This window comes from Ruegeria sp. CK2 (assembly GCF_056536585.1).
Map to the genome: position 1 here is coordinate 288,692 of NZ_JBQFPW010000005.1, position 25,995 is coordinate 314,686.

Here is a 25,995-nt window from a genome sequence, read left to right on the forward strand (position 1 = left end):
AGTGGTGTCAGGCTAGGTCTTATCTAAATCAAGTATTGTCAGGCGATTGGCCCAGCAGCTCTTCGGGGCTGAAAGGTTCGAAACATTCAACAAATCCTGTGCCGGTGTTGAAAGACTTTGGGAGATCAGGGAAGTAGTTCACATCCGCCGCCAACGCATCGGCGTTCACCTGAGGGATGGGCAGGAAGACGGTCTGCGGCAGTTCATTGCCTTGCAGCAGCGCCACGGCAGCCTCTAACGCGATGGCAGACATTGCTGGTGCCTGGCTTGCGGAAACACCTGGAATATCCAGCTCTTCCATAAGCATGCGCACACCGTTCTCGCCGTCGACACCCATGGGTACGATGGGGTGACCAGCGGCCTGCATTGCGTTGATCGTACCAGCAGACCCGTGTTGCGATACGACGGCGTCGAACTCTCCATGGGTGGCCAGCGCGTCCGCGACGACCTTCTGGCTGGTGCCCGTGTCCCAGTTGCCAACGACTTCGACTATCTCAAGTCCATCGACGTCTTCAAGCACGCTCATCATGCCAAGACGACGATCCCGGTCGGTGGCATTGCCGGGCAGACCATTCACCATGAGGACCCTGCCCGCCTCGCCACCGAGGATGTCCATCACCGTCTGCGCCTTCAGCGCACCCAGCGCCATCTGGCTTTCGTTGATCTGCACCACCTTGTCGGTATCGAGGACGTTGTCGAAGGGCACAAGCACCGTTCCGGCACGCTCGGCCCGCCGGATGACCGGCTCAAAAGCTGTTGGGTTCACAGCGATAAAGGTGATGGCGTCGTAGCCTGCCGCGATAAAGTTGTCGATCGCGGCAATCTGCGCGGCGCTATCGTTGCCCACGGACACGACAGTGAATTCTTCGATCATATCGGCGTTTTCGGGCCGCTTTGCCCATGCTTTAGCAGACTGGATAGCCTGAATTCGCCAGTCGTTCCCAGCAAATCCGTTCACGAAGGCCAAGCGGTAGGGTTTTTCTTTGGCATCGTACGAGATCGTGGATGTGCCGGGCGCGGGCACAAAGCACTCTGGGCGATATGTATCGGCATAGGCGACGCTGGTGGACGCGATGGCGATGGCGGAGCTCAAAAGCAGATTTTTCATATTTCCTCCCTAGCGGGTTTACCGCCGGACTGTGTCGGTATTTCTGCGCTCATATGTTTACGTAAACACATTGCGCTTACCGTAGATGTTTATGTAAACATACGTCAAGCGTGTCGTGAGAAAGAGTTGGAAAATGGTCAAACGGCGAACGTCAATTTCAGAGAAGCCGCAACCGACCATGCACGACGTCGCACGGGTGGCGGGTGTTAGCCAGATGACGGTCTCACGCGTAATGCGTGGAAAAGGCTACATATCAAAAGACGTGAGAAATCAGGTAATTGGGGCCGCACGAGAGATTGGTTATGTCCACAACAGATTGGCCGGTGGAAATGCGACCTACGACAATCCGATTGTCGGCGTGGTGGTGCCCACGATGCAGAACCGGGTCTTTACCGAAGTGCTGTCGGGCATAAACGCAACCCTTGATGAAAGCGGACTGAGACCGGTTTTCGGCGTCTCTGAATATGCTCCGGAGGTCGAGGAAGATCTTGTGTTCGACCTGTTGTCATGGCGTCCGCGCGGACTGATTCTCCCGGGCCTCGAGCACACCGAGGCCCTGCGAAAGATTGTGGCCCAGACCGGTGTCCGCGTGGCTGAGATTATGGACACGGACGGCGACCCGATTTCTGCCTGCTTCGGCTTCTCTCATGTCAAAGCTGGCGAGGATATGGCCAAGCACCTGATAAAACGCGGCTACAGGACATTCGCGTATGTCGGCAGCCAAGGTGGGCTTGACCTGCGCGCAACCAAAAGGTTCGAGGCCTTCGCGGGGATTGTGCGAGAGGCTGGCGCGCAAATCGTGGCGTGCGAAACCTTTGAGGGTGCGTCCTCGATGGATGTGGGGCGTCGTGCGACGCATCAGCTTTTGCAACAAGATAGCCCGGCACAAGCGATCTATTTCGCCAATGATGACCTTGCTGCGGGCGGATTGATGCACTGCCTCGCCGAAGGCCTGTCGACGCCCGGCGATGTGGCGTTGGCGGGGTTCAACGGATTGAGTTTCCTGTCCGCCCTGCCGAGGCTTATTACGACGACCGTAACGCCAAGGTTCGACATCGGTCAGGCCGCCGCGCAATGGTTGCTTCAGTCGGCGGACAATAATGCGGCCGCGAACAAGGTTGAGCTTCCAGCGGAACTTAGGGTTGGTCAGACTTCATAGCCGTTTGCTCAAGAAGCTTCTGGATGTTCAGGCATGCCCAACTAAATCGCTGAGTGATCGGAAATACTGCGCCTATAGCGATCAAACCAATCCATAATGTCGGACAAGGGGCACAGCACTCTAGGTGTGTTGTTAACGCGTAGCCGTCATCTGGAGTCTTCCAGGCACCATCGCGTAAACTTACTTATTTGCGAGTGCATTCTGCGTCAGCAGTATTCGCAGCTGCACAAGTCTGGTTTGGGGAAGCTGCTCCGCAGCGTAACGAACCCGTAACAACGTCCGCAAAGGGCCGGTCGCTGCTTTCCGTCCGCTTACTTGATCTGGCGACGGTTTGTTCGAAGCACTCGTTCAAATGCAGCCACGACTACTTGACTAGTTCGACATCGTACTACATGGTACGACATCGAACTTTAGGAGACTACAGTGAACCGAAGAAGCTTTCTAAAACTTGCGGGTGGCGGAGTCATTTTGGCGGCAGGCGGCGTGACGACCTTCGCAACGACCCGAACGCCAACTTCAGCACTTGCGCCCTGGTCGCAAGCGGGAACCTATTCCGACCCAAGAATGAACGCTCTTTCATATGCAATACTCGCGCCAAACCCTCACAACCGCCAACCGTGGATTGTTTCGTTGAAGGGCGATGACGAAGCGACCATCTTCTTCGATACGGATAAGCAGTTACCGTACACCGATCCGTTTGATCGCCAACTTACCATTGGCCTGGGTTGTTTCCTCGAACTTATGCGGATGGCTGCCAATGCAGACGGATACGACGTCGACATAACGTTGTTCCCCGAAGGTGAAGACCAAACCGGCCTTGATCAGCGACCTATTGCCTTCGTGAAGTTCAGAGAGACCGCAACGGTGATCGACCCGCTCTTTGCGCACGTGCAGGACCGGCGCTCCAACAAAGAACCCTATGATCTGGGGCGGCCTGTTCAGTCCGAGGCTTTGTCCCGGATTCTATCCGTCGCAAGCCACTCACAGATTGGCGGATCGGTTGATCCTGAAGAAGTTGCCTTCTGGAGGCAACTCACAACCGAAGCCCTGACGGTCGAGATCGAGACACCTCGTACATATAAGGAAAGCGTAGATCTTATGCGCATTGGAAAGGCCGAAGTAAATGCCAACCCAGACGGAATTGATTTTAGCGGCGTATTCTTCGAAGCTCTTGCGCTTGTCGGAGTCATGACTCGCGAAGCACTATTAGATCCGACATCCACCGGTTTCAAACAAGGTCTTAAGGCCGTGACGGAAAACACCGAAACCGCCATGGGCCACCTTTGGATGGTGACACCTGGAAATACGCGCCGCGACCAGATTGGCGCTGGCGCTGATTGGCTTAGGATCAATCTGGCGTGCACTGCGGAGAGCCTGGGCTTCCAGCCCTTGAGTCAAGCTTTGCAGGAGTATCCTGAAATGTCGACGCAGTATGAAACAACACATGCTCGTTTGGCACCCAACGGCGGAACGGTTCAAATGCTTGCAAGGATCGGTTACGGTCCGAATGTGGCCTTCAGCCCGCGTTGGCCAATAGAAGGCAAGATTGGGAATTCGTGAAAAAAGACAACGAGATCGCAGCTGAGGTGTTCGGGTTCTTTACCGAAATTGGGATCATCAACCAGTTGTCGACCACGATACTGGCCAAGACCTTGCCCCATGGGGTGCATCCGTCACACTTCTCGATATTGAACCATCTTGCTCGCCTTGGCGATGGAAAACCACCTGTGCGCATCGCATCCGCGATGCAGGTGACGAAAAACACTATGACACATTCCCTTAAGGTGCTTCAGGACCGGGGCTACATCACCGTAAGCCCTGATCCTGAAGACAGGCGCGGGAAGCTGGTCTATCTGACCCAGGCCGGCCGCACTTTTAGGGACCAAGCAATTGTTCGCGTCAGCGAGGTCTTCGGACACATTATTGGGCCTGATCAACTGGCCATTATGAAACGCACAAAGGGTGATCTTGCAGAATTTCGGAAACATCTCGACAACAATCGATAGAAGTCGATATTGCTATGCCCGGCGACCTCCAAGCGAGCGTTTGCAAATGTCAAAACTTTGCGGTTGCTTGGTTAGTCAGTCCGCTACCCGCCTATGCCCTCGTCCAGATATGAGATACAACATGACAAGCGAACTCAAAGTTTGCGGAGCCAGGACAAGGACGGCGTATTCCTTGACGCCCCATTACAGAGCGTTCCCGGTGTCGCCTGCACGGTGGTCAGTCCACTGGGGCAAAGACGCCCGAAGGACGTGGGCGTATCTCGGAAGCAAACACAGCGCTTTGGGCTGAACGTAATCGGTTGATTGCTCTGGCGTTGGAAGCAGAGCGTGAAGCGCGCATTAGTTAACCCGGAAAACCTAGCAATATCAGAGGCGGTTTCGGGAAAAGGTACACGCTATGTCAGACCGCGCAGACATCTGGATAGAAGAACACCGCCCACTCCATGTGTGGCAGGGCACAAATCAAATTGGGGCGAGGTTGTCAGTCGACTAGTAGTCGCCCCAGCACGTGATTTGCCTGACGAAGCGCGTTTGAGTGTTGAGCGTCCTTTGTCAGCGCTGTCAGGGCTGGGTAATTGTGAAATGTAGCTATAACCTCTATTTCCCCGTTCGTTAACTTAAGCGTAGTTCTAATGGGTTCGGACTGCGTACTTGCGCCTAGATTACGCAGACCCGATGCTTCAGAAACCTCCGGTCCTTGAAACATTAGAAGGCTTGGAAATACGGCTATCAGTTCCTCTGCGGCAGCAAAGACCCTATCAGTTTCTTCAGAAGTCAAAGCCCGTGAAGAAACTGACGCACCATTAAAAGTCCTCTCCATATTTCCGTTCTCTGAAATCGCCACGGAACGACTACTGTTGGCACTTTCGACAGTCCAAGTGAGAATTCGCGTCAATTCGTCGGATTGTATCGGAGACGACATTAGCCCCACCAGAGTTGATACAAGCAGGGTCTTACGCAATTAACCATTCTCCCATTCCGACAATCGAACAGGTTTCGTGCGAATTACCTGGCAACATGGAATCGTGGGAGCTGTCAAAGCAATCATCGCCAAGAGGTTTGAATCGGGCAATGCGTACGGATCGGCCTGACTATAATCGACCTCATACCCCATATCTTCCAATGTCCCGATGGTCATGCGACTAAGCGGTCGCGTTGCTCCCGACAAGAATCCTGTCATCAATTCATGGGCGAATGTCTTTTCACGCCAATGGCCCTCGCGTGTTCCCGGGCCGCCGGTGTTTGCAATCGGTACTTTCGTTGCGGTTCCTTGTCCGAGCAAGTCGCCATATTCGCGTGAAGCGTTGGGGCCTGTATAGGCTGGATCATCCCCGCCAGATCCTTCGATAAAGTCGAAGAAGTCAGAACTCCACAGCGTGCCGATGCCCAACACATGGCCCATTTCGTGCAGGATTACATCCGTCAGACCGCCATTGGTCTCCATCTCGGCCAAGTCGCCCGTATCAAATGACATCAACCCCCTTGCTGGAAGGTCATTGTCATCTCGAAGAATGGTTGGACCCGCCTGACCAAGAACGCCACTCGGACCGTCAATGAATATTCCTTGCGCTTCGATTACCAATCCATCAATTTGTTGTCCGTCTACGACGACAGGCGTCAAAGCTCCGACGATTACTTCGCGCCACCGATCGCGAGCAGACGTAAAGGCTGCCTGTTGCGTCACTGAAAGTCCGCCAGAGAATTCGATTTCAAGTGAGAAGTCACTAGCCATAAAAACACCTCCTAAAATAATGGAACAACAATACCAAAAAACCGACTAAAAATCCACTTTTGACACTATCTGTTCAAACTTGGAAAGCTTATTCCGCAGGTTGGAAATAGTGAAACTTCCGCATTCCGAACGGTTGTATTCTAGTCGGAAACCAGCATTTCATCGTAGAGCCCTCAGATATGCCCGGCAGGCGAATTTATGCGGTTAGGGCACTAATGGGCCACCTAACACTTTTCAACTCCCTCACAGACCCGCATTTCGAGTCTGCGGATTCTCAGCGGAGCCTTGCCGTGCGACATGTTTTGGCTCGGATACTAACCGCCTAGTCGCAGTGGGGGAATTTTGCCGAGCAGGTGTTTGCAGGCGCGACTCTCACAAACACGCGGAGATCGGCGCAAAATCGTCCTGCACACTCCACATGGGTGACGCCCGATGCGTCTGGGTGTTTCTGGTGCCTGTCCGGACACAACCACTCAGCTTTTACTTAGGAGCCAATGCAATGAAACCTAAATATATCACCGCACTTGCAACTGTCGCGTTTGGATTGCCCACACTGGTCGCCGCGCAATCTGCGGACACCAATGGAGATGGCGTTTTGACCATTGAAGAGGTGCAGGTTGTTGCGCCAGACGTTGATGCCGATACCTTTACGGCAATGGACGCCAATGGAGATGGTTCTCTGGATCAGAGCGAGATTCAGATTGCGCAAGAAGCGGGCATACTGCCGCCAGATAACGGCTAAACTGCTTCTTGAGAATGGCGGCCCGATCCTCCCCGGGCCGCCTGCCTTCAGGTCCTACCGCATTTTCAGATTAGACTTGGCCACGTTTGGCTCTGTTGCACATCAGTGTGATAACTATCCCAATTGGACCCAGCATTACGCCAAAGGCCGTGTGCAGTCCGACGCTTAAGCCCTTGGTGTTGGCGATATAGGCGCAGACGATGCCGCATAAGATGGAAAGTGCGATGAGGACTATCATGTCACCGAGTTAAGTGCTTTCATTCCCATTTCAATGCGGCTGATGCGGTCGGAGCTACCTGTGGGTCCGGGCAAATCCCGAAGAGTTGATTTGAAACCTATCTTCCAACAGAGTGAAAAGTGCAGGAGGATCACCATGCAAAACCCGGAAAGTTTCGAAAAGTTCTATTTCGCTAAGGTTGGCATGGGCGAAGCCTGTGGCTGCGCCGAGCGGATTATCGACGTGTTCGAATTCAACCGTAAGGGCGGCGTACAGCCGAAGCGGACGATGAAGCAAGACAAACGCAGACGACGATCGTTTCGCTCATGGGCCGTCAAGTATGGTTTGCTCAGCCGAAAGCGTGGGGTTTGATGCGGACCATCGACGGTGCGTATTGGCTTACATCGTAACGCAATTGAATGGCTAATTGAGCATCAGTTGAGAGTTAACTCCATAGAGGCTGTCATGGATGATGAGACACTCAAAAAACGATGGCCTGGGGTAGATTTGCAGACTGCTAAATTCTTGGAACGTAACTTTGGTGGCGACCGGAACAAACGTGAGCAAGCGTTGGCTGGCTAACCGAAGGTTAGCCCATCCAAATTTCGCGGAAGGAAAACTACGCAATCAACTTTCAAAAAGGTTGCTTCACCTGATGATGTTGGATCTTCCGGTAACGCCTCCGTTGAAGAAGGGTGCCATGTCTGCGGTGGCTCTGGCAGGCACAATTACGAGAGCGGAGACGTACGTTGCACTCATTGCCATGGCAAAGGCGTATTGAAATCTCGCCAATACTAGACTGCAAGTACCTCGAAGCAGAAAATCCCAAAATTTCTTCCGATGTGAGACGGCCATGGAAACCATCATGAAAGTATATCAGGCGATAGGGTGGGTGTACTTGCCAACTGAAATTCAATGCCTTGCGCCGTCAGTTCCATGCTGCGCGCGTGCAAACGCCGAAACAGCACAAGGCTGGTCTAGTCTTCCGAATTGGCTATAGCTTGGGCCGCAGCGGGGTGCGAGATACTTACGACCTACACGCCGATGCGATGCCGGCAGTCTGCGCCACGGCTCTGAAGTAACGACATTGCTTGAGTTTTATCTTGGTCATGGATTCTAAATGAGATTCTCCATCCCCACGGCAACAAAAACAGTTTTATTTGTTCTTTGACCTTGATTATCCTTTTTTTGAAGGAACGCGAACGCAGGAGATATCCATGAAACTGCGCGACATTATCGACTTCAACACCTTTCCAATTGATGACGCCGAATTTCGGGCAGCCTGTAAGAAAGAGTTCGACCATACGGGCGTTTTCCTGATGCCTGGCTTTGTTCAGAAGCAAGCAATTGACGCGATCAGGGATGAAGGCCTTGCCAACAAGGAGAAAGTCTTCAAGTCCACGAAGCAGCACAATGTCTATCTGACCCACAAGGATGAAAGTTTCCCTGATGATCACGCGCGCAACCGACTTGTGACCTCATCCAAGGGATGCATCACCGACGACCTGATGCCGCAGAATTCGGCCCTGCGCACGCTCTACAACGCCCCGGTTTTTCGCAGCTTTTTGTGCGATGTCCTGGGCGAAGAGGCAATGCACGAATATGCCGACCCGTTGTCCTCTATCAACCTACACTTTGCAGAGAAGGGAGAAGAGCTTGGCTGGCACTTCGACAATTCGTCTTTTGCGATCACGCTGATGGTGCAGGCGCCAGAAAAGGGCGGAACATTCGAGTACGTCAATGCTGTTCGCGATGCCGATGTGGGTGAGATGGGATTCGAGAAGGTTGACGAAATCCTGGACGGAAAAAAACCAGTGGAAGCCGTCTCTGTTGAAGCCGGGACACTCGTATTCTTCCGTGGGCGCAATTCGATACATCGGGTCGCACCGAACGAAGGAGACCTGACGCGCATTCTGGCGGTGCTGGCCTATAATGCAGAGCCTGGCATCGAGCTTTCCGAGGCGGCCCGAATGACATTTTATGGGCGGCTGAACTGAGAGTATATTGATCCGATCATAACGTCCCGCGAGGCGAAGCACGTGACGCAGCTTGAAAGCCGACTTTGGTGCACATTCAGCGAATTATCGTGAGTGGCAGCTCTGCGGACACTCCTGACATTAGCCGCAGTCTTCCACCGTTTTTGATCCAGCCTCATGCAGCAGCACAAAGTGGGTTTCCGTGACCTGTTTGTTCATGGCAACATGCAGACTCCGTAGGGGTTCACAGTGATCTTCAACATAGTCCCAAGCATCCAGCGAGGCCTGGTGGCTGTGAAAACGCATTTCGATAACGATTCTAGCATTTGGAAAAAGGGTGTCGTAACCGGAGTGGTAAGCGCGTTGCCAAAGTCGGTGTGAGTGCAGATACCCAGTTTGTTTTAGATGGTCGCAGAACGCATCAAAGGCTGCCTTGAACGTTTCAAGATCATATCCCTTTCTGAGATTGAAGGCTCCAAGCATCGAGCATGTGTCTGACGTTTTCGGGGTCACTTCGCCACTTCCTCGTCATCCGGTTTAACTAAATTTGGACTGAAACTCATAACTTGCTTTGATCTATGCGACACAGAGAGATCCAATTTCGGCCAATCGCCGCGTCATGACAAAATTGTAGGTTTGGGCTCTCCTGAGACCTTCACCACATAACCTCGATGCTGCAGCGCGGCCCGTCAAACCAGCCATTCGCTGCGAGCGCAAAACAAACGACTCGTTGAACTAGCACTTCGCGAGATAATACTGGCCCTCTCTATGCCGCTTCAATTGACCGCCTTGCCGGTATACTCGCAACGCCAGTAGGTCAGGACAATTCGTTAAGAAGCGCGACCCTGTAGGCAGTGAGTTTAGGCTTCGGCTTCTGGCCGGTACTAACCGACAGCCCCGTTGCGACGTCCAGTCCCAAGGACCTTTACTTCCAGCCAGTGGAAACCCAAAGCTATCACACCCGCAACGAGAATATAGAATATGGCCAAAAGTATGAGCGGCTCATAAATTATGAACGTGTCGGACCGCACGCGCGAAGACACCGCGTAAATGTCGACAACAGTGATGGTCGCAACCAACGGCGTGGCTTTCAGTTGTAGGATGGTTTCACCACCCAAAGTCGGAAGAACATTGCGGATCGCCTGTGGTAACCAGATACGGCGGAACATGGTAAGCCGTGGCATTCCAAATGACTTGGCCGCTTCAAGCTGCCCCTTAGCGACGCCCTTGAAAGCGCCACGCATAACCTCGCCTTCGTACCCGGCATAGGACAACGTCAGCGCCAGCACTGCATAGGGCCACGCCTGTCGCAGATAAGGCCAGAGTTCTGACGAACGAATCCAAGGAAACTGGGGGAAGAGCGAGCCTAGCCCATAGTACAATAGCCAAAGCTGCAGCAGCAGCGGCGTGCCACGGATGATGGTGCAAAATGCCTTCGCAGGAGCGGCAAGATACCAGGGCCCAACCGCCTGCGCCAACCCAAGCGGGATCGCGAGCAGGAAACCGAGAACAACGGTAACAATCAACAGCCAGATTGTCGTCCAAATGCCCTGGAGGGCCAGCGGGACGTACTTCGGCATCCAGTCCCACTGCAGCGATACTGCGCACCAGATAACGATACCGGCGAATATCAGCATCATCACGATGCGATGTGGCTGCATCAGCGATCTGAAATCGATCATCTGCTCCCTCCCTTCAGAGAGGGTTGGCCGCGACGGGCCCATTTCTCAATCCGGGCGAAGATACCGCCTGAGCACAGCGTGACCATGAGATAGAGAAAACCCGCTGCCAGAAAGAAGGTGAAATAGGCGCGTGTGCTGCTGGCAGCCTGTCGGGTTTCCAGCGTCAGTTCGTTAAAGCCCACAACGGCAAGTAACGCGGTGTCTTTGGTTGCAATCAGCCACAGGTTGGCCAGACCAGGTACAGCGAAGCTCATCATGGCCGGGATTGTCACGCGGCGCATGGTCATAATGGCAGGCATCCCATAGGATTTGGCGGCCTCGATCTGACCGGGTGGAACCGCCTGAATGGCACCGCGCAGAATCTCGGTCGCGTATGCGCCCTGAACGACACCTAGCACCCAAATGCCCGCGGCAACACCATTAACCTCAACCCGCCCACCGCCCATTGCGGCGGAGATCTTATTGATGATGTCAGATCCTACGTAATACAGGATCAGGATCAGAACCAGTTCCGGGACAGCCCGGATCACAGTCGTATAAATGGCGAGAAGATCGCGCGTGACCTTCCCGCCGTAAAGTTTGCCATAAGCTCCGAGCAATCCGATCACGAGGCCAAGCGCATACGCACCAAAAGCGATCTGCAATGAGTGAGACAATCCGCGCAGCAAATTGGCTCCCCACCCCGGTGGCGAGAGCGACAGAAGCTCTGCGCTCTGCGCCAAACCTAGTGAGTCTAACAGTCCGGACACAGCAGCTTAGTAGATGCTGGCTGTGAAGTAGTTCGAGGTGATCTTCTCATGTGTGCCATCGGCCAGAATGGCGGCGATGCCTTTGTTCAACGCCGCAAGCAGGTCATCCTGCCCTTTGCGCACACCGGCACCAACACCCCGTCCCAGAATGGCTGGATCATCTGCAACTGCGCCTTTGATTTCGCAGCAGGCACCGGCATCCGAGTTCACAAAATCAGCCATGGCGATGCTGTCGGCCTGGGTGGCATCAATGCGGCCGGCGAACAGGTCCTGATTAGCCTCATCCTGAGTCTGGTATACACGCAGCTCGGCATCTTTGAAGTATTCCTGCGCATAGGCCTGGTGGATGGTCGAAGCCTGAATGCCAACAACTTTATCAGCCAGCGACTCTGGGGTCGCTTCGATATCCATCGATTTATCTGCGACGATGACCGCAGGTGTGTTGTAGTAGGGATCGCTGAAATCAATGGTTTTCAGCCGCTCTTCGGTGATCGACATGGAGGCCATGATGGCATCGATTTGCTGCCCGGTCAGCGACGGGATGATACCGTCCCAGGCCACCGGCGTGATAACACAGTCAAGTTCCGCAGCTGCGCAAACAGCATTGATTACATCAATCTCCCAACCCACCCAGTTGCCTGAGCTGTCCAGCGAAGCGAATGGCGGATAAGGTTCGGCCGCAATGCCGATCTTGACCTCTTCGGCGCTGGCGACACCAGCCGAAAGGATAGCGGCGGCAAGGCCGGACGCGAGCAGTTTCTTGACGTTCATTTTATTACTCCCTTTTGGTTCATTCGTTTGTTTTGACTGGATCAGGCAACTGAGCTGAGGAACTGCTTCAGCCGTTCTGATTTTGGGTTACCGAAGACCTCGGCAGGTGGCCCCTGCTCTTCAATGCGGCCCTCGAAGAGATAGACGACGTGGTCGGCGACTTCGCGCGCGAATTTCATTTCATGGGTGACAAGCAGCATGGTGCGCCCTTCCGCAGCAAGATCGCGGATTACAGTGAGAACTTCACCCACCAACTCGGGGTCAAGTGCCGAGGTGGGCTCGTCAAAAAGCATTACCGAAGGGTCTACTGCAAGCGCCCGGGCAATGGCGGCGCGTTGTTGCTGACCGCCTGAAAGATAGGCCGGATAGGTGTCGGCCTTGTCCCCGAGCCCTACCCTCTTCAGTAATTCGTGCGCCCGCGCGATAGCCTCTGCCTTTGGAACCTTGAGGACATGTACCGGCACTTCGATCACGTTCTCCAAAAGCGTACGGTGTGTCCACAGGTTGAACTGCTGGAAAACCATGGCAAGCCGCGTACGGATACGCTCAATCTGGCGGCGGTTGGAGGGGCTACCATCGGTATGCATTTCAACCAGCTCACCGCCGATGGTGATCTTTCCCGAGCTTGGCGTTTCCAAGAAGTTGATACAGCGCAGCATAGTGGATTTGCCAGAACCCGACCCCCCGATGACGGCAACAACATCCCCCTTGTTAGCCGTCAGGGACACACCCTTCAGAACCTCCAGCGTACCGAAGGATTTGTGCAGGTCGTCAACCTTTATCGCCTCAATGGATGCGGCTGCTTCGAGTGTGGGTGATACTGCTTTGGCTGTGTCCATATCCAAGAATCTTTTGATTTTCAGCTTGCAGTAAGCCCCGAATCTCGCAATTATGCAAGTGTATAATAACTCCATACCATGGATGACACTGACGTGCAGGACGACAGCCGCAAATTCAAACGTGAGTCTGCCGAGTTTCGGCGCGAGGCGCTGATACTGGCAACTTTGGACCTGATCGCCGAGATGGGCGTTCGGGGCGCCACGGTGCGAGAGATCGCTGCCCGCGCGAACGTGACGCAAGGGTTAATCCGGCACTACTTCTCGTCGAAGGAAGAGCTGGTTCAGGCCGCATATGAACACCACATGAATACGCTGACCGATCAGACAGCTGCTTCGTCAGGACAGGGAAGCGCGGTTTCTCAATTGACCAACTTCGTTGACGCATCGCTGCGGCCACCAATCGTTGATCCAAGTGCTGTGGCCTTGTGGGCCGGTTTCCTGAACAAGGTGCAGCATGATGCGAAAATGCAGCGCATCCACCAGCAAACCTATAACTACTTCCGGGATCAACTCGAAAAGCTGATCGTCGCCGCATTGCAAGAAACCGGGCGGTCAGTCGAAGCATCGGAAGCAACGCAGCTGGCCATTGCCTGCAACGCGGTGATTGACGGCCTCTGGCTGGAAGGAGGCGCGCTTCCGGATGCTTTTTCCGAAGGCCAACTGGCGCAGATCGGTTTGGATTCTGTCGGCGCCATCGTCGGGATTCCATTGACCAAAGAGGTGGAGCAGTCATGAAGACCACATCGGTGACAGAACGGTTAGCGGGCTTGGGTGGCACCAAATGGGGCGTACACCTGAAAGCGCGCGAACTTATCAAAGCCGGAGCGGATATCGTCGAAATGACGATTGGAGAGCCGGATGTACCTGTGCCGGAAGCATTGACCGAAGCTACAGTCACCTCATTGCGAGCACAGCGGACAGGGTATTCCAATGGGCGCGGCGAAGCCGGGCTGCTTGACGCACTTGCTGCGCGCTATTCAGCCGCTCGCGGGCGGGTGTTCAGACCCGAGAACTTTCTGTGCTTTCCCGGAACGCAAACCGCCCTATTTGCAGCCATGGCCGGTGTTGCAGAGGCCGGTGACGAAGTTCTAGTCGGCGATCCGATGTACGCGACCTATGAAGGTGTCGTTCGTGCATCTGGGGCGGAAATGGTGCCCGTTCCGCTGCGGCCCGAGCATGGATTTCGCATGCAGGCCGAAGATATCGCGGCCCGCATCACTCCGCGCAGCCGCGCCATTCTTCTGACAACACCGCACAACCCGACGGGCGCGATCCTGACCGCTGCCGAAATTGTCGAGATCGGGCAGCTTGCGATTGCGCATGACTTGTGGATCATCTCGGACGAGGTCTATGAAGAACTGATCTTTGACGGTGCCCAATTCGTTTCGCCTTTAGCCAATCCGGAGTTGGTGAATCGTGTCATAGGCGTATCATCAATCTCAAAGTCGCATGCTGCCCCGGGGTTCCGCAGCGGTTGGTGTGTCGGACCCGCAGCATTTTGTGAAGCGCTGCTGCCGTACTCCGAGACCATGCTCTTTGGTAATCAGCCTTTCATCGCAGACATGACGGAAAAGGCGATCCGCGACGGGTCCGAGGTGGCCCCCGGCATGGCCGCCCGTTTCTCAGGGCGCGCCACCTTGCTGGCCGATCGCCTTGAAGCGGAAACGGATCTGACTGTTCACCGACCCGAAGCGGGAATGTTCGCCCTCATCAACGTCTCCGCCACCGGGCTGGATGGCGAAGCGTATGCATGGGACCTGTTGCAGGCCGGGGTGGCTGTCATGCCGGGATCTGCCTTTGGGGATAGCCTGAAAGACTGGGTGCGGGTCGCGCTGACCATCAGCGACACCGGCTTTGCCACCGCGATCGATCGCATCATCGATCACGCCAACAGCAAATCACGCGAGGTTGCATGAACGGAATTACAATCGGCGAAGCTCTGGTTGCCAAGCTTCGCCAAAGGGGTGTGACCTGCGTTTTCGGAATTCCGGGCGTTCACACGGTTGAGCTGTACCGAGGGCTCGCGGCCTCGGGAATTCGCCATGTTACGCCCAGGCACGAACAGGGTGCGGGCTTTATGGCCGATGGCTATGCGCGTGTTTCGGGCAAACCGGGCGTGGCCTTTGTGATCACCGGCCCCGGGTTGACCAATACGCTGACGCCGATGGCCCAGGCGCGCGCCGATTCAGTACCAATGCTAGTGGTTTCCGGTGTCAACAAAACCGCATCGCTCGGCAAGGGCTTAGGACATCTGCATGAATTGCCTGACCAACTTGGGTTGGCTAAAACGGTTGCGCTGGTATCCGAGCAAGTTGCTGACACCAAAGCACTGGACCCGATCTTGGACCGTGTTTTTCACAGCCTCACAAACGGTCGCCCCGGGCCCTTACATATCGAGGTTCCGTTGGATATCGCAGCGGCGGAGTATCAGGAAACACCCGTTGAGACATTCGATCCAGAGCCCCCGGTCGACCCGGTATTGATCACACAAGCCGCAAAGCAACTGGCTGAAGCGAAGAAAACTGTCGTTCTGGTGGGTGGCGGCGCGAAACGTGTTGAGGCCGGATTGCAAGCACTGGCCGAAGCTCTGGATGCCCCCGTGGTGCAAACCGTCAACGCGCGCGGCCTGATGCACGGACATTCCCTGACCGTTCCGGCCAGCCCCAGCCTGAACGCGGTACGCGCACTAATAGGAAGCGCCGATTGCGTACTGGCCCTGGGAACGGAGCTGGGGCCGACCGACTATGACATGTATGCCACCGGTCAATTTGCGGAACTGTCAGGCCTGATACGGGTTGATCGGTGCAGCGATCAACTAACACGACATGAGGCAGCACTCACCATCCAAGGTGACGTTGACCTGGTTGTGCCGGCGCTGTTTGAGGCCTTGCCGCATAAGCCAAAGCAAAGCGATGGTGCGGACCGTGCCAGCAAGACACGCGACGCCGCCTGGGAGGAAATTGGTCCCGAGTATCGCCATCTGGTAGAAATCCTGAATGCGATACGCTCTGCGGCCCCAAATATGCTAATAGTCGGAGACTCCACCCAACCAATTTATGCCGGCAATCTTTTCTATGACCACGACCGGGCCGGTGGCTGGTTCAACGCAGCGACGGGTTATGGGGCGCTCGGCTATGGGATACCCGCGGCCATCGGTGCATCAATCGCCGATCCTGCAGCACGGGTGATCTGCATTATCGGTGATGGAGGCGCGCAGTTCTCTTTGCCTGAAATCATGGCAGCAGTAGACGAAAATCTGCCTGTCACTTTCGTGATCTGGAACAATCACGGGTACCGGGAAATTGCGGCATCGATGCAGGATGTGGGGGTATCAGTCATAGGATGTGATCCCTCGCCCCCCGATTTTGCTGCAACGGCCAAGTCATTTGGCATTCCTTTCACCACGGCTCAAGCCGAACCACAGGCCGTCGCGCACGCGTTGCGCAAAATCGCGGCCTTGGATGGTCCGTCAATGATCGAAGTCACCGCCTCGAAATTCGAACCTCAGAAAGATTGAACATGTCAGACCCGACCTTTGAGTTTTCCCACGCCATCACCCGTCGCCCGGCTCCGACCATAGCTGGCGGATTGCGTGCAGAAGATATCGGAAACCCGGATTTCGAAGGAATGATGGCGGCGCATAAGGCTTACGTGGCAGCACTAAAAAGCACCGGAGCTGAGGTGATCGAACTTGATCCCCTTGATGCGTTCCCTGACGCGCAGTTTGTCGAGGACACAGCCCTTTGCCTGCCGCAGGGTGCTGTGCTGATGCGGCCGGGTGCACCATCGCGAATGGGTGAGGTGGCCGAAATGGCCTCGACACTTCATGCATGCTACGAAACTGTCTTCGAAATCAAAGGCCCTGGTCATATCGAAGGTGGGGATATCCTTGTAACCGGTCGCGAAATACTGGTGGGCCGGTCAGACCGCACTGACGCTGAAGGTGTCAGCGAGCTGGCTAAAATCACCTCCGAGTGGGGCCACAAACTGCGCGAGGTGTTTACGCCCGAAGGCGTTTTGCACTTCAAGACAGATTGTTCGCTGATGGATGCCGAGACAATCCTGTCAACCCGGCGGTTGGATGCATCTGGCTGCTTTGAGGGCTACCGGGTGCTGCATGTTGCTGATGGGGAAGAGGCTGCCGCCAATGCTATCCGTTTCAACAGTCTGGTTATGATGGCTGCAGGCTTCCCGCGCACCGCAGAGTTGCTGGATCGTGAAGGATATAAGGTCGTTGAGATCGACAATACCGACTGCGCAAAGCTGGATGGTGGTATGTCCTGCCTTTCGCTAAGGTTTTGAGGGTTTGACAAGTAGCTTTTGATCATTGGCGTTCTTGGAACCAACAACTGAATGAATATCAAGTTTATTTGACCGAAACTAACTCATGATTGCCTTCGAATGCGCGCAAAATTCGGAGGAGTTTGGCTGCGAAATACGTGTCAGTGGCGTTCTGTGGATGGCTGGAAGCATGCCTTTGACGATTGTTTTTTGTTCAAAGAATCGGATCTAAGAAACAGGTGGATTCGTCGTCATGAGATCCACTGAACAGATATGTGTAGATCATCCAGCAATCTACTATGGGCTCACTTCCGCCGCCTGAGCAAGCACTACAACTGCACGGGAAACACATTTCGTTCCAGAGGAAGCGGCCCGTTCCAGACCTTCGGCCAACCCTCAAGATGCTGCAGCCGCAACCCGCTTTCCCGACATTCGCTATGGGCGCGAGTTCGTAGTTTTATTAGCCTGAGTGCGGGGACAAACCTGCCGTCCTTGGGCCAAGCGGACTCAATTGACCAATGCTGCAATAGCGCCACGTCATATTGACATCATTCGTGCTGAAAGGGTTGGCCTTTGCCGCTTTCGAGGTAGGTCTTGAGACTTTCAAATAGAAAAAAGTCCCAACCTGCCTCGCAAATCTCCCAGCATTCCATGCTTTCGACCAAACCTTCATGTGTGAAACTCAGCCGGGTTTTGGTTTCCCCTACGGGAGACAGGTTCCAATGGATTTTCGTTCCTGTCCATTCATCATCCCGGGTCAGAGATTCGTTGTCATGGAAATGTTCCTCAATGTCCCATTCGACCCGCTGGTTTGCGATCAATTGGCTCACTTTGATGTGGTTGTACGTCTTACCAAACCGGGTTGCAAAGACAGTGCCAACTTGTGAGGCACTCCCGGACCCTGTTGTCCACCAATGCGTAATGCCCATGGTAATGGCCTGGTACACCTCTTCTGCGGAGGCGTTGATTTCAAAGGTTCTGCTGAATCCAGTCATAATCTGTCTCCCACAACAATCGGTTAGAATTCGCTAGGCAAACGCGCAATTGCTTGAGTTTCACGGGCCATCCCTGCGACAGGCTTTCGATATCGGCCTGTGTGGTCATCCCTTTGTGGCTCAGAGTGAGTTGAGTTCCGCCATCGACGGGTTCCAGTTCAAACCGCACGCAGGTCGGCTCAGGAATGTCCGCGCTGGCCCATTGCCACTCCATCCGTCGTGGCGGTTCAACTAAGACGACAACACACTCCGTAAACCCCCGCCAATTGTTTGTCGCGGTGCCTCGAATGAAAAACTGGTGGCCGGCAATTGGACGAAAATCGCAGGGCATTAGCCATTCAGCGATGGCCGCCGGATCAGTTAGAGCTTGCCAGACGGATTCGACAGGGTGTGGGTAAAATTCTTTCAGCGTCAGACGGAGATCCTGCATCACTTATCACCCTCGTACTTGTCCAGATAATCACCCAGCCGTTTCAGCCGATGCTGCCAGAAAGGACGATACCTATCTGTCCAGTCATGAACTTCCTGAAGAGGTTCAAACCGGCTCCGGTACAGCCTTTGTCGACCATGTACCTTCCGTTCGACCAGCCCCACTTCATGCAGCACATTCAGGTGCTGCGACACTGCTGCATAGGTGATCCCAAGTTCTTCGACACAATCGCCTACAGGGCGGGCCTCACGTGCCAGAAACCCCAAAAGCGTCCGACGGTTGGCGTCGGCGATGGCGTGAAAGACGTCCGATGATGCTTTGCTTGGCGGCATTACTATTTATATTTAAGTTTATGCTTAAATGTCAATATCAATGCCAAGACCGAGTTGATTGCGTGAGACTCTCACCTATCCTGCTGATCGCACCAGGCGATACATATAGCCATAAGTTCGTCGGCCTTGTTTTTGAGCTCTTCCAAGTTGGCAACTTTGAAACTCCGGGCCTCTTTACCGCCTCCTTCCAGGTTGGGAAGTTCGCCTTCGATGAACGGCCCTTTGTGAAACATCAGCGAGGCATGTTTTTTGGCACGTGGAAAGAAGCTCGCAATGTTGCCCTTGTATGTGAAGGTCGGAGCTTGCCACTTGATCGTCTCTCCAATTCTGCTGTCTGCATCCAGCACGAGCCTCCGTATTTCTGCGACCACAGGTTTCATCGGATTGTCATAATTGGACAGGCGGAAACCGAGGCCCTGTTTCAAAGCGTGCTTCAAGAACGACGTAATCACGACAGAACAGGCCGTGACTCCAATCGCTAGTCATGTTGACAAATGGCGGAACCATAGACGGATTGACGTGATGTCGATGAAACCCAGAAAACTTTCAGCGGTTTTGTCGTAGCGGGTTACGACACGGCGCGCGCCCTTGTGCTTATTGCAGCACCGCTCGATCATATTGCGCAGCGGGTAAAGCGTATGATCCACTCCAACACGCATCTTGCGGGTCTTTCGCATCGGGATTTGCGGCTGGATAATGCTCTCGTTCATGTTTTTCCGAATGGGATCAGCGTCATATCCACGATCTGCTAGCAGCACTTTCGGCTTAGGTAGGTTGTCAGCCATGACAAGGTCAAAGCCAAGGTAATCTGACGTTTGCCCCGGCGTGATCTCGGTTCTCATTGGCAAGCCGTGCGCGTTGAAACGGAGGTGGATCTTGGTCGAAAGCCCACCTCTTGAGCGGCGAAAATCCTGTTCCTGAGTCCGCCTTTTGCATCAGCGGCTTGGTGGTGCGCGCCGATCACGGTGCTATCAACCATTTGCAGGGCGTCGGGAACGGCTCCGCTTTGGTTTAGGGCATCCAGGATGCCCTCCCAAAGCCCTGCCAGAGTCCAGCGCCTGAACTGGCGGTAAACGCTGGACCATTTGCCGAACTCCTCAGGTAGGTCCCGCCACTGGGAGCCGGTTCTGGAGATCCAGAAAATCCCAACCAGAACAAGGCGGTGGTTGGTCGGTTTGCTCCCTTTAGTGGCACGGATAGCGAGGATGAAGTGTTCAAAGAACGCCCATTCCTCATCAGATCTCGTGACAAGCTGGTCTTGATCGAGGATTCCAGCTTGAAGCATGCCTGTGGTGCGTTGTAAACGCCGCCTAGCGCCGGTTTGCAATGAACTCGGTTGAAGGTCTTCATGTGGGTATGACAAATCCGGATAGGACTAGTAGCTCATTGGAAATCCAGCAGCATTGGTTCTTGATTTCACGATGCGCTTGACCATCCGTTTTGGCTTGATCGCCGAAGGTCATTGATCATTGCCTTCGCCAATGAGACGCACATCAGCAGTAAAACAACGCTGAATGGAAGCGCACCGATAATCATTGAATTGGTTAGCGCCTCCAAACCTCCACCACCCGCGATCAACAGTGTTCCGATCACGAGTGTCAGCAAAACGCCCCAGATCACACGGTGTTTAAGGTCCGTTTCTTCGGCACCGCCTGACATGATCGTGTTCATTACCAATATCCCGGAATCGGCGGAAGTGACCAGGAAAGTCATGGTCAGGATCACGCACATAATGCTGATGATCGTCAAAAAATTGCCCGAGATCATCTCACTCAGCGTGACAAACAGGGTTGCCGTCGTTGAGGCTGCGAGGATCGCACCATTCGCATCACCATTTAGTTCCAGATCAATGGCCGAGCCGCCAAGGATCGTCATCCAGCCAAAGCAAACAAGAGATGGGGCAACAACTGCCCCCAAAATGAACTCGCGTACTGTACGTCCTTTCGAGATGCGTGCAAGGAACAGACCCACAAAGGGCGAAAAAGCAATCCACCAAGCCCAGTAGAACGTCGTCCAACCAGATTGCCACTCAAATAACCGCCCCTGGGTGCCCGCATCGTAAGCTGCGGTTTTGGTCGCATCAGGCAGGGCCGCCGCATCATCACTCAACGCCTGCAGAAAGGTCTCTTTCGTTCCCCAGGCCTCTGTTGCTCCGGCAAACAATTCACCTATAAATGGCGCAGCTTCGACCGGCAGGACTGATGCAAATTCCTCTTGCGACGCGGGGCTGTGGGTTTGGAAACTCAGCGGGATGAAGTTGACGATGTAGTCGATCAGCGCTCGAAGGTATGTTGTCATCGCAAAGGTAAACGACCCAAAGGCTATGAAGACCGCAAGCAGAACCATCGAAAGTATCAGATTGAGGTTAGACAAGTATTTCACACCAAGTCCGACACCAGAAACGGCAGACAAGGTCGACATAGTCATGACCAAAGCCAGCGCTGCAATCAGACCCGCAGTCGAAGGTTTCATCGCCGAATCTGCATTGTCCGTTAACCATTGCATACCCGTAATCAGAAATGCGCCGTCGACCAGTTGAGACACGCCATAGCCGATGGTGACCGCCACCCCGAGTATCGTCGCCACAACCCCGAGGATGTCGATCACATGACCAGTAACTCCATTTGCATGTTCCCCCAGAAGAGGGGTCAACGCCGCGCGGATCGTCAACGGCATGTCACGGGTGTAAGCGTAGTATGCGAGACTTAGACCAGTTACAACGTAGATGGCCCAGGCATGGAAACCCGTGTGCAGGAACGTGTAACGGTATGCCCCTCGTATGGCCTCTTCGCTCTTGGAATTCACCTCGCCCGAGACGGTCAGCGGATTCGTTTCCCACAGACCTAGCGGCTCGGCCGTTGCGTACACCATCAGGCCCACACCCAATCCCGCACCAAACATCATGGAAAACCAGGAGAAGTTAGAAAATTCGGGCAGTTCATCATCTGCGCCAAGCCGCATGCGTCCAGTTGCCGGGATGAGTGCGACGATAAACAAAAAGAATGCAAACAGCGCTACTGAAAAATCGTAGAATGTATTGAATTCGGACAGCAATCCGGACTTCCAAGATCGAAGAGTATCGTTTGCCGAGAACGGCCAAACCAACGCCCAAATGACCAACAGCGACACCGAGAGCTTGCTGGCCAAAGCAATTGGCAGATTGTACCCTTGGTAAAACCCGGTCGATTGCGTTTCTATTTTGAGGTCTGTGAAGGGGTCCTCAAGCGCCATTTTGTTCCGGTTTAACAAATTTCAATTACTTCGCACGCAGGTCTGTCGGTTTTTGTCCCTCACAGATTTGCGCCGCAGGCATTAAACATCCAAAATATGGGTCAGGACTGCAACACCTTTCACTTCTTAGAATCAACTCTGTGACCGTTTGGCTGACCCAAATCACTGAAAATATCGTTAATTAAGTTCTTACTCATTGGGGCTGAGTAACAGCGGGTCGGGAAATGAACTGCGAGACCAACGAAACAACTATTTGACAAAAGCTACCATCGGAGCAGCGCGACATTTTTGTGGGTCTGGGCTCGAAGCTGGCCTCGGATGCAGCGCAGCATCCTGTGATATTGTCCCTTTTCAACGTCGGGTAGGCGCCCGCAATGTCCGGTTCGAGATTGGATCAGATCTGGACAAGCTATTTTCAGCTCTTAGAGAGCTTGAGCAGCCGTACCGTCGTCTGCGTGAACCCAATCTCGGTGTCGCGTGTAGCCGCTGGAGCAATTAGCGCGGCTTTCGTGCGGCGTATGAATGCATCGCCCAAATTGAACGGGTCTGGGGTCAATCTGACTCCAAATTGTTCCCCACAACAAAATCGCTAACTAATAGTTTTCAAATTGAGAAACACGCGTGGGTTGTTTGATGACGCAAAGTAAGCGACATTCGTGACAAACGCTGCCCGGCGTGAGCGCGCTGAGATCGGAAAAAGCAACTTGGGAGGCGGGCATCTTGCGCGAGGAATCTTGGTAGGCGGCGGCAGCACTGGACAGAGCAGTAAAGCTTTGAACCGCCCGCTTTTAGGGATTAATTTTTTTGCCGGTGATGTGACTGCGGGGTTTGGGCCCTATCTTGCGATCTATCTTCTGGCACAATTGCACTGGTCCCCGCAAAGTATCGGATTTGCATTGGCGCTGGGATCGATTGTGACGGTTCTGGCGCAAACCCCGGCGGGTGCATTGATTGACTGGACGAGTGCAAAACGCCTGTTGATGGTGGCATGCGTCTCGGCTGTGGGCTTGGCCGCGCTGATGCTTGTATTTTCGGATGCGAAATACGCCATTTACAGCGCACAGGCCACGATGGGTGTGGCCCTTGCCTTTCTTGGTCCACTGATAGCGGCGATCACCCTGGGTGTTGTCGGTCGACGCGCGTTCACGCGTCAGACCAGCGCCAATCAGGCCTGGAACCATGCGGGCAATGTGGTTGCCGCTGCAATCGCCGCAGGACTGGCGCTGGCTGGGTATGTGGATGGTGTGTTTGTGCTGATCTCAGTCATGTGTATCGGGATGATCTTTTGCACGCTTATGATCAAACCCTCAGATATCGACCATGAAGCTGCCCGCGGTGGCGTGGCCGAGGACGACTTAGGCGAGGAAAGACCTAGCGGGTTCGCCACCATACTAGGCAATCGGACATTGATTGTCTTTGGTGCTTCGATCGTGCTGTTTCACTGCGCCAACGCCAGCATGCTGCCATTGGTCAGCCAAAAGGTCGCCAGTGGCGGGGATACAAAATCGGGCATTGCGTTCACCTCGGCCTGCATCATCTCGGCCCAGTTCATCATGATCGGCATGGCGATACTGTGCGGTAAAACAGCGGATAGCTGGGGACGTAAACCTCTGTTCTTGATGGCATTTGCGATTCTGCCAGTTCGCGCGATCTTATATACTATGACGGACAACTCAGTAGCTCTGGTGGCGATCCAGTCACTGGATGGAGTAGCAAATGGCATCTTTGCGGTCTTGTTCATACTGATTGTCTCGGACGTTACCAAAGGAACCGGGCGGTTCAACATTGCTCAGGGCGCTTTGGCGACACTTGTGGGTATTGGCGCGTCTGCGAGTAACTTGATTGCGGAAGAAATCGTACAGTTCGCCAGCTATGACCTAGCCTTCTACTTTCTGGCCGGAGTGTCCATCCTTGGCGCAATCATCTTTGCAACCCTGATGCCCGAAACGGCGGCCCACAAACAGCCCGCTGCCGAATCCTCCTGATCCCTAGAAAACGGAGAGATCCCTTTGTCCTTCAGTCTTGCTGTTTCCATCGCCGTCTTCACGCTCATCGCCATTCGCGAATGGTTGCCCTCCTTTCTGAAGATTTGGCACGTGATGACCGCAGGTGCTGTCGTTCTGCTGATCAGTGGAACGATTACGCCCAAGACCGCGTATGAGGCGATTGACTGGAACGTCATGCTGTATCTGTTCTCGGTCTTTTCCATTGGCCGGGCGCTGTATGAAAACGGTATCTCGCACCGGATTGCGGGATGGATGGTTGGCTGGAGGACGCCCGGAGTGTCTCTTGTCGCCTTCATGCTCTTGTTCGCGCTGGTTGCCGCGGTTCTGACGAATGACGCCGCTGCAATTATCGGCACGCCCATTGCCTTGATGCTGGCAAGTCAAACTGGAGCGGATCAAAAGACGTTTCTAGTGGCGCTCTGTGTGGCCGTGACCATTGGCAGTATGGCCACGCCCATCGGCAACCCACAGAACCTGCTGATCGCCGCAAGCGGAGAAGTGCCGGCTCCGATGGTCACATTCGTGCATTGGCTGATCGTACCAACGTTGATCTGTTTGGGGGGCAGCGCATTGTGGCTGTCAAAACGCATGATTATCTCCACGCCCGACGATGAACAATCTGATCTGGTGCAAGAGGCCGAGGGCACCCAGTGGCCCGTCCTTTCGGCCATCGCGGTTCTGGTCGTATTGGTTACGGTCGAAAGCGTTCTGGCTGCCACTGGTTCCGATTTCGGCTATCCGTTGGGCGTCGCAGCGGCAATTGCCTGTCTTCCGGTCTATCTGTTTGACGGTGCGCGCGCAAAAACCTTTGTACGGTTGGACTGGCCAACGTTGGTGTTTTTCGTTGCCATGTTCATCGTAACCGGTGCGCTGCTGGATTCTGGCTCGCTACAGGCGACTCTAGGTGAAGAACGCGAACATATGAACGAGCCACTGGTTACCGCCGGGATCAGCTTCTTTGGTAGTCAGGTCTTTTCGAACGTGCCGCTGGTGGATATGTACCTCAAGCTGTTGCCTTCGTATGAGGTCCCGAACCTTATGATGCTGGCCGGAGTGTCAACACTTGCCGGAAACGTGTTCATCATCAGCGCCGCCAGCAATGTGATAGTGCTGCAAATGGCTGATCGCATGGGGACTGCCGAGGTGACTTTCACTCAATTCATGAAGGCGGTTCTGCCAATTGGCATTGTCTCGACGCTCGTAACGATCGGGTGGGTATTGCTACTTGAAGAACACCTGTCAGGCAAAGCGTTTTAGGCAAATAACCGAGCGACTGTTGCGGCATGAGGTAGACTTCGCTGCTCTGGGGACAGACGCTATCAATTGATCTGAGAATTCCTACCCGAATGTCTCCTATCACATAACCACAAGTTGAGTTTTGCACATGCGGCGAACTTCTGCTTTCGCCCTTGACTAATCTAGTTAAGTTGCCTTGCCCCATCCGCATTCGCCACGTGGCAGATCAGCAGGAACAGGCGCCTACGGTGTCTGTTCCCAAAAACCTGCCCTGATTTTTCCGAAAAGAGGTCAGGATCAACGGAATCAGTTTGGATGCTGGGTGAAAGATGTGAGGCCAAAAAAAGCAAAGGTCCTGTCGCTGGCGGCAGTACTATTTGTCGCCTACATACGTTTTCCATTCCCTCTCAACACAAGGCGTTGAACGAAGCGGCTGGGATCTATGAGCTGGACACGGCTTACTTTGATAAAGGCTGGGTTGTCCCGCAGCGTTGGGTGCATCC

The 25,995-nt window shown here is 54.2% G+C and carries 27 protein-coding genes; 14 read left to right on the forward strand and 13 right to left on the reverse strand.

The genetic code is table 11. The annotated features are described in order from the left end of the window. Positions 1-28: 28 nt before the first annotated feature. Positions 29-1,108: a sugar ABC transporter substrate-binding protein gene (locus ACR0BU_RS10765; protein ID WP_480737270.1), complete on the reverse strand. Its 1,080-nt coding sequence runs from the start codon at positions 1,106-1,108 to the stop codon at positions 29-31. Between the two features lie 178 nt (positions 1,109-1,286). On the opposite strand from ACR0BU_RS10765, the gene ACR0BU_RS10770 reads away from it, so the two are divergent. From ACR0BU_RS10770 to ACR0BU_RS10785, 4 genes are all read left to right on the forward strand, one after another. After that, positions 1,287-2,267, forward strand: a complete 981-nt coding sequence (locus tag ACR0BU_RS10770) for a LacI family DNA-binding transcriptional regulator (protein ID WP_480737272.1) — start codon at positions 1,287-1,289, stop codon at positions 2,265-2,267. A 423-nt stretch (positions 2,268-2,690) separates the two neighbouring features. Next, positions 2,691-3,827: an Acg family FMN-binding oxidoreductase gene (locus ACR0BU_RS10775; protein WP_480737274.1), complete on the forward strand. Its 1,137-nt coding sequence runs from the start codon at positions 2,691-2,693 to the stop codon at positions 3,825-3,827. Further along, the gene (locus tag ACR0BU_RS10780) at positions 3,824-4,273 is read left to right on the forward strand and encodes a MarR family winged helix-turn-helix transcriptional regulator (protein ID WP_298934098.1); all 450 of its coding nucleotides are present in this window, start codon (positions 3,824-3,826) and stop codon (positions 4,271-4,273) included. Before ACR0BU_RS10775 ends, ACR0BU_RS10780 begins: the two co-directional genes overlap by 4 nt. A 182-nt stretch (positions 4,274-4,455) precedes the next feature. After that, positions 4,456-4,620 carry an HGGxSTG domain-containing protein gene (locus ACR0BU_RS10785; protein ID WP_366140878.1) on the forward strand — a complete coding sequence of 55 codons (165 nt, stop codon included), beginning with the start codon at positions 4,456-4,458 and terminating at the stop codon, positions 4,618-4,620. Between the two features lie 614 nt (positions 4,621-5,234). Here ACR0BU_RS10785 and ACR0BU_RS10790 read toward each other — a convergent pair. After that, a complete protein-coding gene (locus ACR0BU_RS10790) occupies positions 5,235-6,005 on the reverse strand; it encodes a leishmanolysin-related zinc metalloendopeptidase (RefSeq protein WP_298934096.1) in 771 nt (256 codons plus the stop codon). Between the two features lie 499 nt (positions 6,006-6,504). On the opposite strand from ACR0BU_RS10790, the gene ACR0BU_RS10795 reads away from it, so the two are divergent. The 3 genes from ACR0BU_RS10795 to ACR0BU_RS10805 all read left to right on the forward strand — a co-directional run bounded on the left by ACR0BU_RS10795 (position 6,505) and on the right by ACR0BU_RS10805 (position 8,961). Continuing rightward, on the forward strand, positions 6,505-6,747 hold the full coding sequence (locus ACR0BU_RS10795; protein WP_299079473.1) for an EF-hand domain-containing protein: 243 nt from the start codon (positions 6,505-6,507) through the stop codon (positions 6,745-6,747). A 373-nt stretch (positions 6,748-7,120) separates the two neighbouring features. Beyond that, entirely contained in the window at positions 7,121-7,336 is a 216-nt protein-coding gene (locus ACR0BU_RS10800) for a hypothetical protein (RefSeq protein WP_480737276.1), read from the forward strand. Positions 7,337-8,181: 845 nt separating this feature from the next. Continuing rightward, positions 8,182-8,961: a HalD/BesD family halogenase gene (locus ACR0BU_RS10805; RefSeq protein ID WP_480737277.1), complete on the forward strand. Its 780-nt coding sequence runs from the start codon at positions 8,182-8,184 to the stop codon at positions 8,959-8,961. Between the two features lie 120 nt (positions 8,962-9,081). Here ACR0BU_RS10805 and ACR0BU_RS10810 read toward each other — a convergent pair whose 3' ends face one another. The 5 genes from ACR0BU_RS10810 to ACR0BU_RS10830 all read right to left on the reverse strand — a co-directional run bounded on the left by ACR0BU_RS10810 (position 9,082) and on the right by ACR0BU_RS10830 (position 12,981). Next, positions 9,082-9,453 (reverse strand): DUF6614 family protein, encoded by a 372-nt coding sequence (locus ACR0BU_RS10810; protein ID WP_298934086.1) that lies wholly within the window; start codon positions 9,451-9,453, stop codon positions 9,082-9,084. A gap of 371 nt (positions 9,454-9,824) precedes the next feature. Beyond that, a complete protein-coding gene (locus ACR0BU_RS10815; protein WP_480737279.1) occupies positions 9,825-10,622 on the reverse strand; it encodes an ABC transporter permease in 798 nt (265 codons plus the stop codon). Further along, a complete protein-coding gene (locus tag ACR0BU_RS10820; protein WP_480737280.1) occupies positions 10,619-11,371 on the reverse strand; it encodes an ABC transporter permease in 753 nt (250 codons plus the stop codon). The genes ACR0BU_RS10815 and ACR0BU_RS10820 overlap by 4 nt, the downstream gene beginning before the upstream one ends. A 6-nt stretch (positions 11,372-11,377) precedes the next feature. Continuing rightward, positions 11,378-12,142, reverse strand: a complete 765-nt coding sequence (locus ACR0BU_RS10825) for a transporter substrate-binding domain-containing protein (protein WP_480737282.1) — start codon at positions 12,140-12,142, stop codon at positions 11,378-11,380. 41 nt (positions 12,143-12,183) lie between these two features. Beyond that, on the reverse strand, positions 12,184-12,981 hold the full coding sequence (locus ACR0BU_RS10830) for an ABC transporter ATP-binding protein (RefSeq protein ID WP_480737284.1): 798 nt from the start codon (positions 12,979-12,981) through the stop codon (positions 12,184-12,186). Between the two features lie 78 nt (positions 12,982-13,059). On the opposite strand from ACR0BU_RS10830, the gene ACR0BU_RS10835 reads away from it, so the two are divergent. The 4 genes from ACR0BU_RS10835 to ACR0BU_RS10850 are packed head-to-tail and all read left to right on the forward strand — an operon-like array spanning position 13,060 to position 17,283. Continuing rightward, a complete protein-coding gene (locus ACR0BU_RS10835; protein ID WP_298934079.1) occupies positions 13,060-13,716 on the forward strand; it encodes a TetR/AcrR family transcriptional regulator in 657 nt (218 codons plus the stop codon). Continuing rightward, entirely contained in the window at positions 13,713-14,897 is a 1,185-nt protein-coding gene (locus ACR0BU_RS10840) for a pyridoxal phosphate-dependent aminotransferase (protein WP_480737285.1), read from the forward strand. The genes ACR0BU_RS10835 and ACR0BU_RS10840 overlap by 4 nt, the downstream gene beginning before the upstream one ends. Next, positions 14,894-16,498 carry a 5-guanidino-2-oxopentanoate decarboxylase gene (locus tag ACR0BU_RS10845; RefSeq protein ID WP_480737286.1) on the forward strand — a complete coding sequence of 535 codons (1,605 nt, stop codon included), beginning with the start codon at positions 14,894-14,896 and terminating at the stop codon, positions 16,496-16,498. The genes ACR0BU_RS10840 and ACR0BU_RS10845 overlap by 4 nt, the downstream gene beginning before the upstream one ends. A 2-nt stretch (positions 16,499-16,500) precedes the next feature. Continuing rightward, positions 16,501-17,283, forward strand: coding sequence for a dimethylarginine dimethylaminohydrolase family protein (locus ACR0BU_RS10850; protein WP_300073598.1), 783 nt, complete (start codon positions 16,501-16,503; stop codon positions 17,281-17,283). Between the two features lie 527 nt (positions 17,284-17,810). Here the strand turns inward: ACR0BU_RS10850 and ACR0BU_RS10855 are convergent. The 6 genes from ACR0BU_RS10855 to ACR0BU_RS10880 form a co-directional block, all read right to left on the reverse strand. After that, positions 17,811-18,257, reverse strand: a complete 447-nt coding sequence (locus tag ACR0BU_RS10855; protein WP_298934075.1) for an SRPBCC family protein — start codon at positions 18,255-18,257, stop codon at positions 17,811-17,813. Further along, a complete protein-coding gene (locus ACR0BU_RS10860) occupies positions 18,232-18,687 on the reverse strand; it encodes an SRPBCC family protein (protein WP_480737288.1) in 456 nt (151 codons plus the stop codon). Before ACR0BU_RS10860 ends, ACR0BU_RS10855 begins: the two co-directional genes overlap by 26 nt. Next, the gene (locus ACR0BU_RS10865) at positions 18,687-19,019 is read right to left on the reverse strand and encodes an ArsR/SmtB family transcription factor (RefSeq protein WP_480737290.1); all 333 of its coding nucleotides are present in this window, start codon (positions 19,017-19,019) and stop codon (positions 18,687-18,689) included. Before ACR0BU_RS10865 ends, ACR0BU_RS10860 begins: the two co-directional genes overlap by 1 nt. A 71-nt stretch (positions 19,020-19,090) precedes the next feature. Further along, entirely contained in the window at positions 19,091-19,444 is a 354-nt protein-coding gene (locus ACR0BU_RS10870; RefSeq protein ID WP_480737292.1) for a DUF1801 domain-containing protein, read from the reverse strand. A 57-nt stretch (positions 19,445-19,501) separates the two neighbouring features. Further along, positions 19,502-20,304, reverse strand: a protein-coding gene (locus ACR0BU_RS10875) for an IS5 family transposase (protein ID WP_480737294.1) whose coding sequence is annotated in 2 segments (ribosomal slippage) — positions 19,502-19,956 and positions 19,956-20,304 — 804 coding nt in all. Because the reading frame shifts where the segments join, the coding sequence is not laid out codon by codon here. A 131-nt stretch (positions 20,305-20,435) separates the two neighbouring features. Then, positions 20,436-22,250: a BCCT family transporter gene (locus ACR0BU_RS10880; protein ID WP_480737295.1), complete on the reverse strand. Its 1,815-nt coding sequence runs from the start codon at positions 22,248-22,250 to the stop codon at positions 20,436-20,438. A gap of 773 nt (positions 22,251-23,023) precedes the next feature. Here ACR0BU_RS10880 and ACR0BU_RS10885 point away from each other — a divergent pair. The 3 genes from ACR0BU_RS10885 to ACR0BU_RS10895 form a co-directional block, all read left to right on the forward strand. Continuing rightward, a complete protein-coding gene (locus ACR0BU_RS10885; RefSeq protein WP_299079511.1) occupies positions 23,024-24,235 on the forward strand; it encodes an MFS transporter in 1,212 nt (403 codons plus the stop codon). A 24-nt stretch (positions 24,236-24,259) separates the two neighbouring features. Further along, the gene (locus ACR0BU_RS10890; RefSeq protein WP_480737297.1) at positions 24,260-25,513 is read left to right on the forward strand and encodes an ArsB/NhaD family transporter; all 1,254 of its coding nucleotides are present in this window, start codon (positions 24,260-24,262) and stop codon (positions 25,511-25,513) included. A gap of 294 nt (positions 25,514-25,807) precedes the next feature. Further along, positions 25,808-25,995 (forward strand): hypothetical protein (locus ACR0BU_RS10895; protein WP_480737298.1); only part of this gene is annotated, 188 nt, incomplete at its 3' end.

What these genes read in the sequence shown, in the direction of transcription:
- ACR0BU_RS10765 (WP_480737270.1), bottom strand. Translation starts at nt 1,108, where the DNA reads ATGAAAAATCTGCTTTTGAGCTCCGCCATCGCCATCGCGTCCACCAGC.
- ACR0BU_RS10770 (WP_480737272.1), top strand. Translation starts at nt 1,287, where the DNA reads ATGCACGACGTCGCACGGGTGGCGGGTGTTAGCCAGATGACGGTCTCA.
- ACR0BU_RS10790 (WP_298934096.1), bottom strand. Translation starts at nt 6,005, where the DNA reads ATGGCTAGTGACTTCTCACTTGAAATCGAATTCTCTGGCGGACTTTCA.
- ACR0BU_RS10795 (WP_299079473.1), top strand. Translation starts at nt 6,505, where the DNA reads ATGAAACCTAAATATATCACCGCACTTGCAACTGTCGCGTTTGGATTG.
- ACR0BU_RS10800 (WP_480737276.1), top strand. Translation starts at nt 7,121, where the DNA reads ATGCAAAACCCGGAAAGTTTCGAAAAGTTCTATTTCGCTAAGGTTGGC.
- ACR0BU_RS10805 (WP_480737277.1), top strand. Translation starts at nt 8,182, where the DNA reads ATGAAACTGCGCGACATTATCGACTTCAACACCTTTCCAATTGATGAC.
- ACR0BU_RS10815 (WP_480737279.1), bottom strand. Translation starts at nt 10,622, where the DNA reads ATGATCGATTTCAGATCGCTGATGCAGCCACATCGCATCGTGATGATG.
- ACR0BU_RS10825 (WP_480737282.1), bottom strand. Translation starts at nt 12,142, where the DNA reads ATGAACGTCAAGAAACTGCTCGCGTCCGGCCTTGCCGCCGCTATCCTT.
- ACR0BU_RS10830 (WP_480737284.1), bottom strand. Translation starts at nt 12,981, where the DNA reads ATGGACACAGCCAAAGCAGTATCACCCACACTCGAAGCAGCCGCATCC.
- ACR0BU_RS10835 (WP_298934079.1), top strand. Translation starts at nt 13,060, where the DNA reads ATGGATGACACTGACGTGCAGGACGACAGCCGCAAATTCAAACGTGAG.
- ACR0BU_RS10840 (WP_480737285.1), top strand. Translation starts at nt 13,713, where the DNA reads ATGAAGACCACATCGGTGACAGAACGGTTAGCGGGCTTGGGTGGCACC.
- ACR0BU_RS10845 (WP_480737286.1), top strand. Translation starts at nt 14,894, where the DNA reads ATGAACGGAATTACAATCGGCGAAGCTCTGGTTGCCAAGCTTCGCCAA.
- ACR0BU_RS10850 (WP_300073598.1), top strand. Translation starts at nt 16,501, where the DNA reads ATGTCAGACCCGACCTTTGAGTTTTCCCACGCCATCACCCGTCGCCCG.
- ACR0BU_RS10855 (WP_298934075.1), bottom strand. Translation starts at nt 18,257, where the DNA reads ATGACTGGATTCAGCAGAACCTTTGAAATCAACGCCTCCGCAGAAGAG.
- ACR0BU_RS10860 (WP_480737288.1), bottom strand. Translation starts at nt 18,687, where the DNA reads ATGCAGGATCTCCGTCTGACGCTGAAAGAATTTTACCCACACCCTGTC.
- ACR0BU_RS10865 (WP_480737290.1), bottom strand. Translation starts at nt 19,019, where the DNA reads ATGCCGCCAAGCAAAGCATCATCGGACGTCTTTCACGCCATCGCCGAC.
- ACR0BU_RS10880 (WP_480737295.1), bottom strand. Translation starts at nt 22,250, where the DNA reads ATGGCGCTTGAGGACCCCTTCACAGACCTCAAAATAGAAACGCAATCG.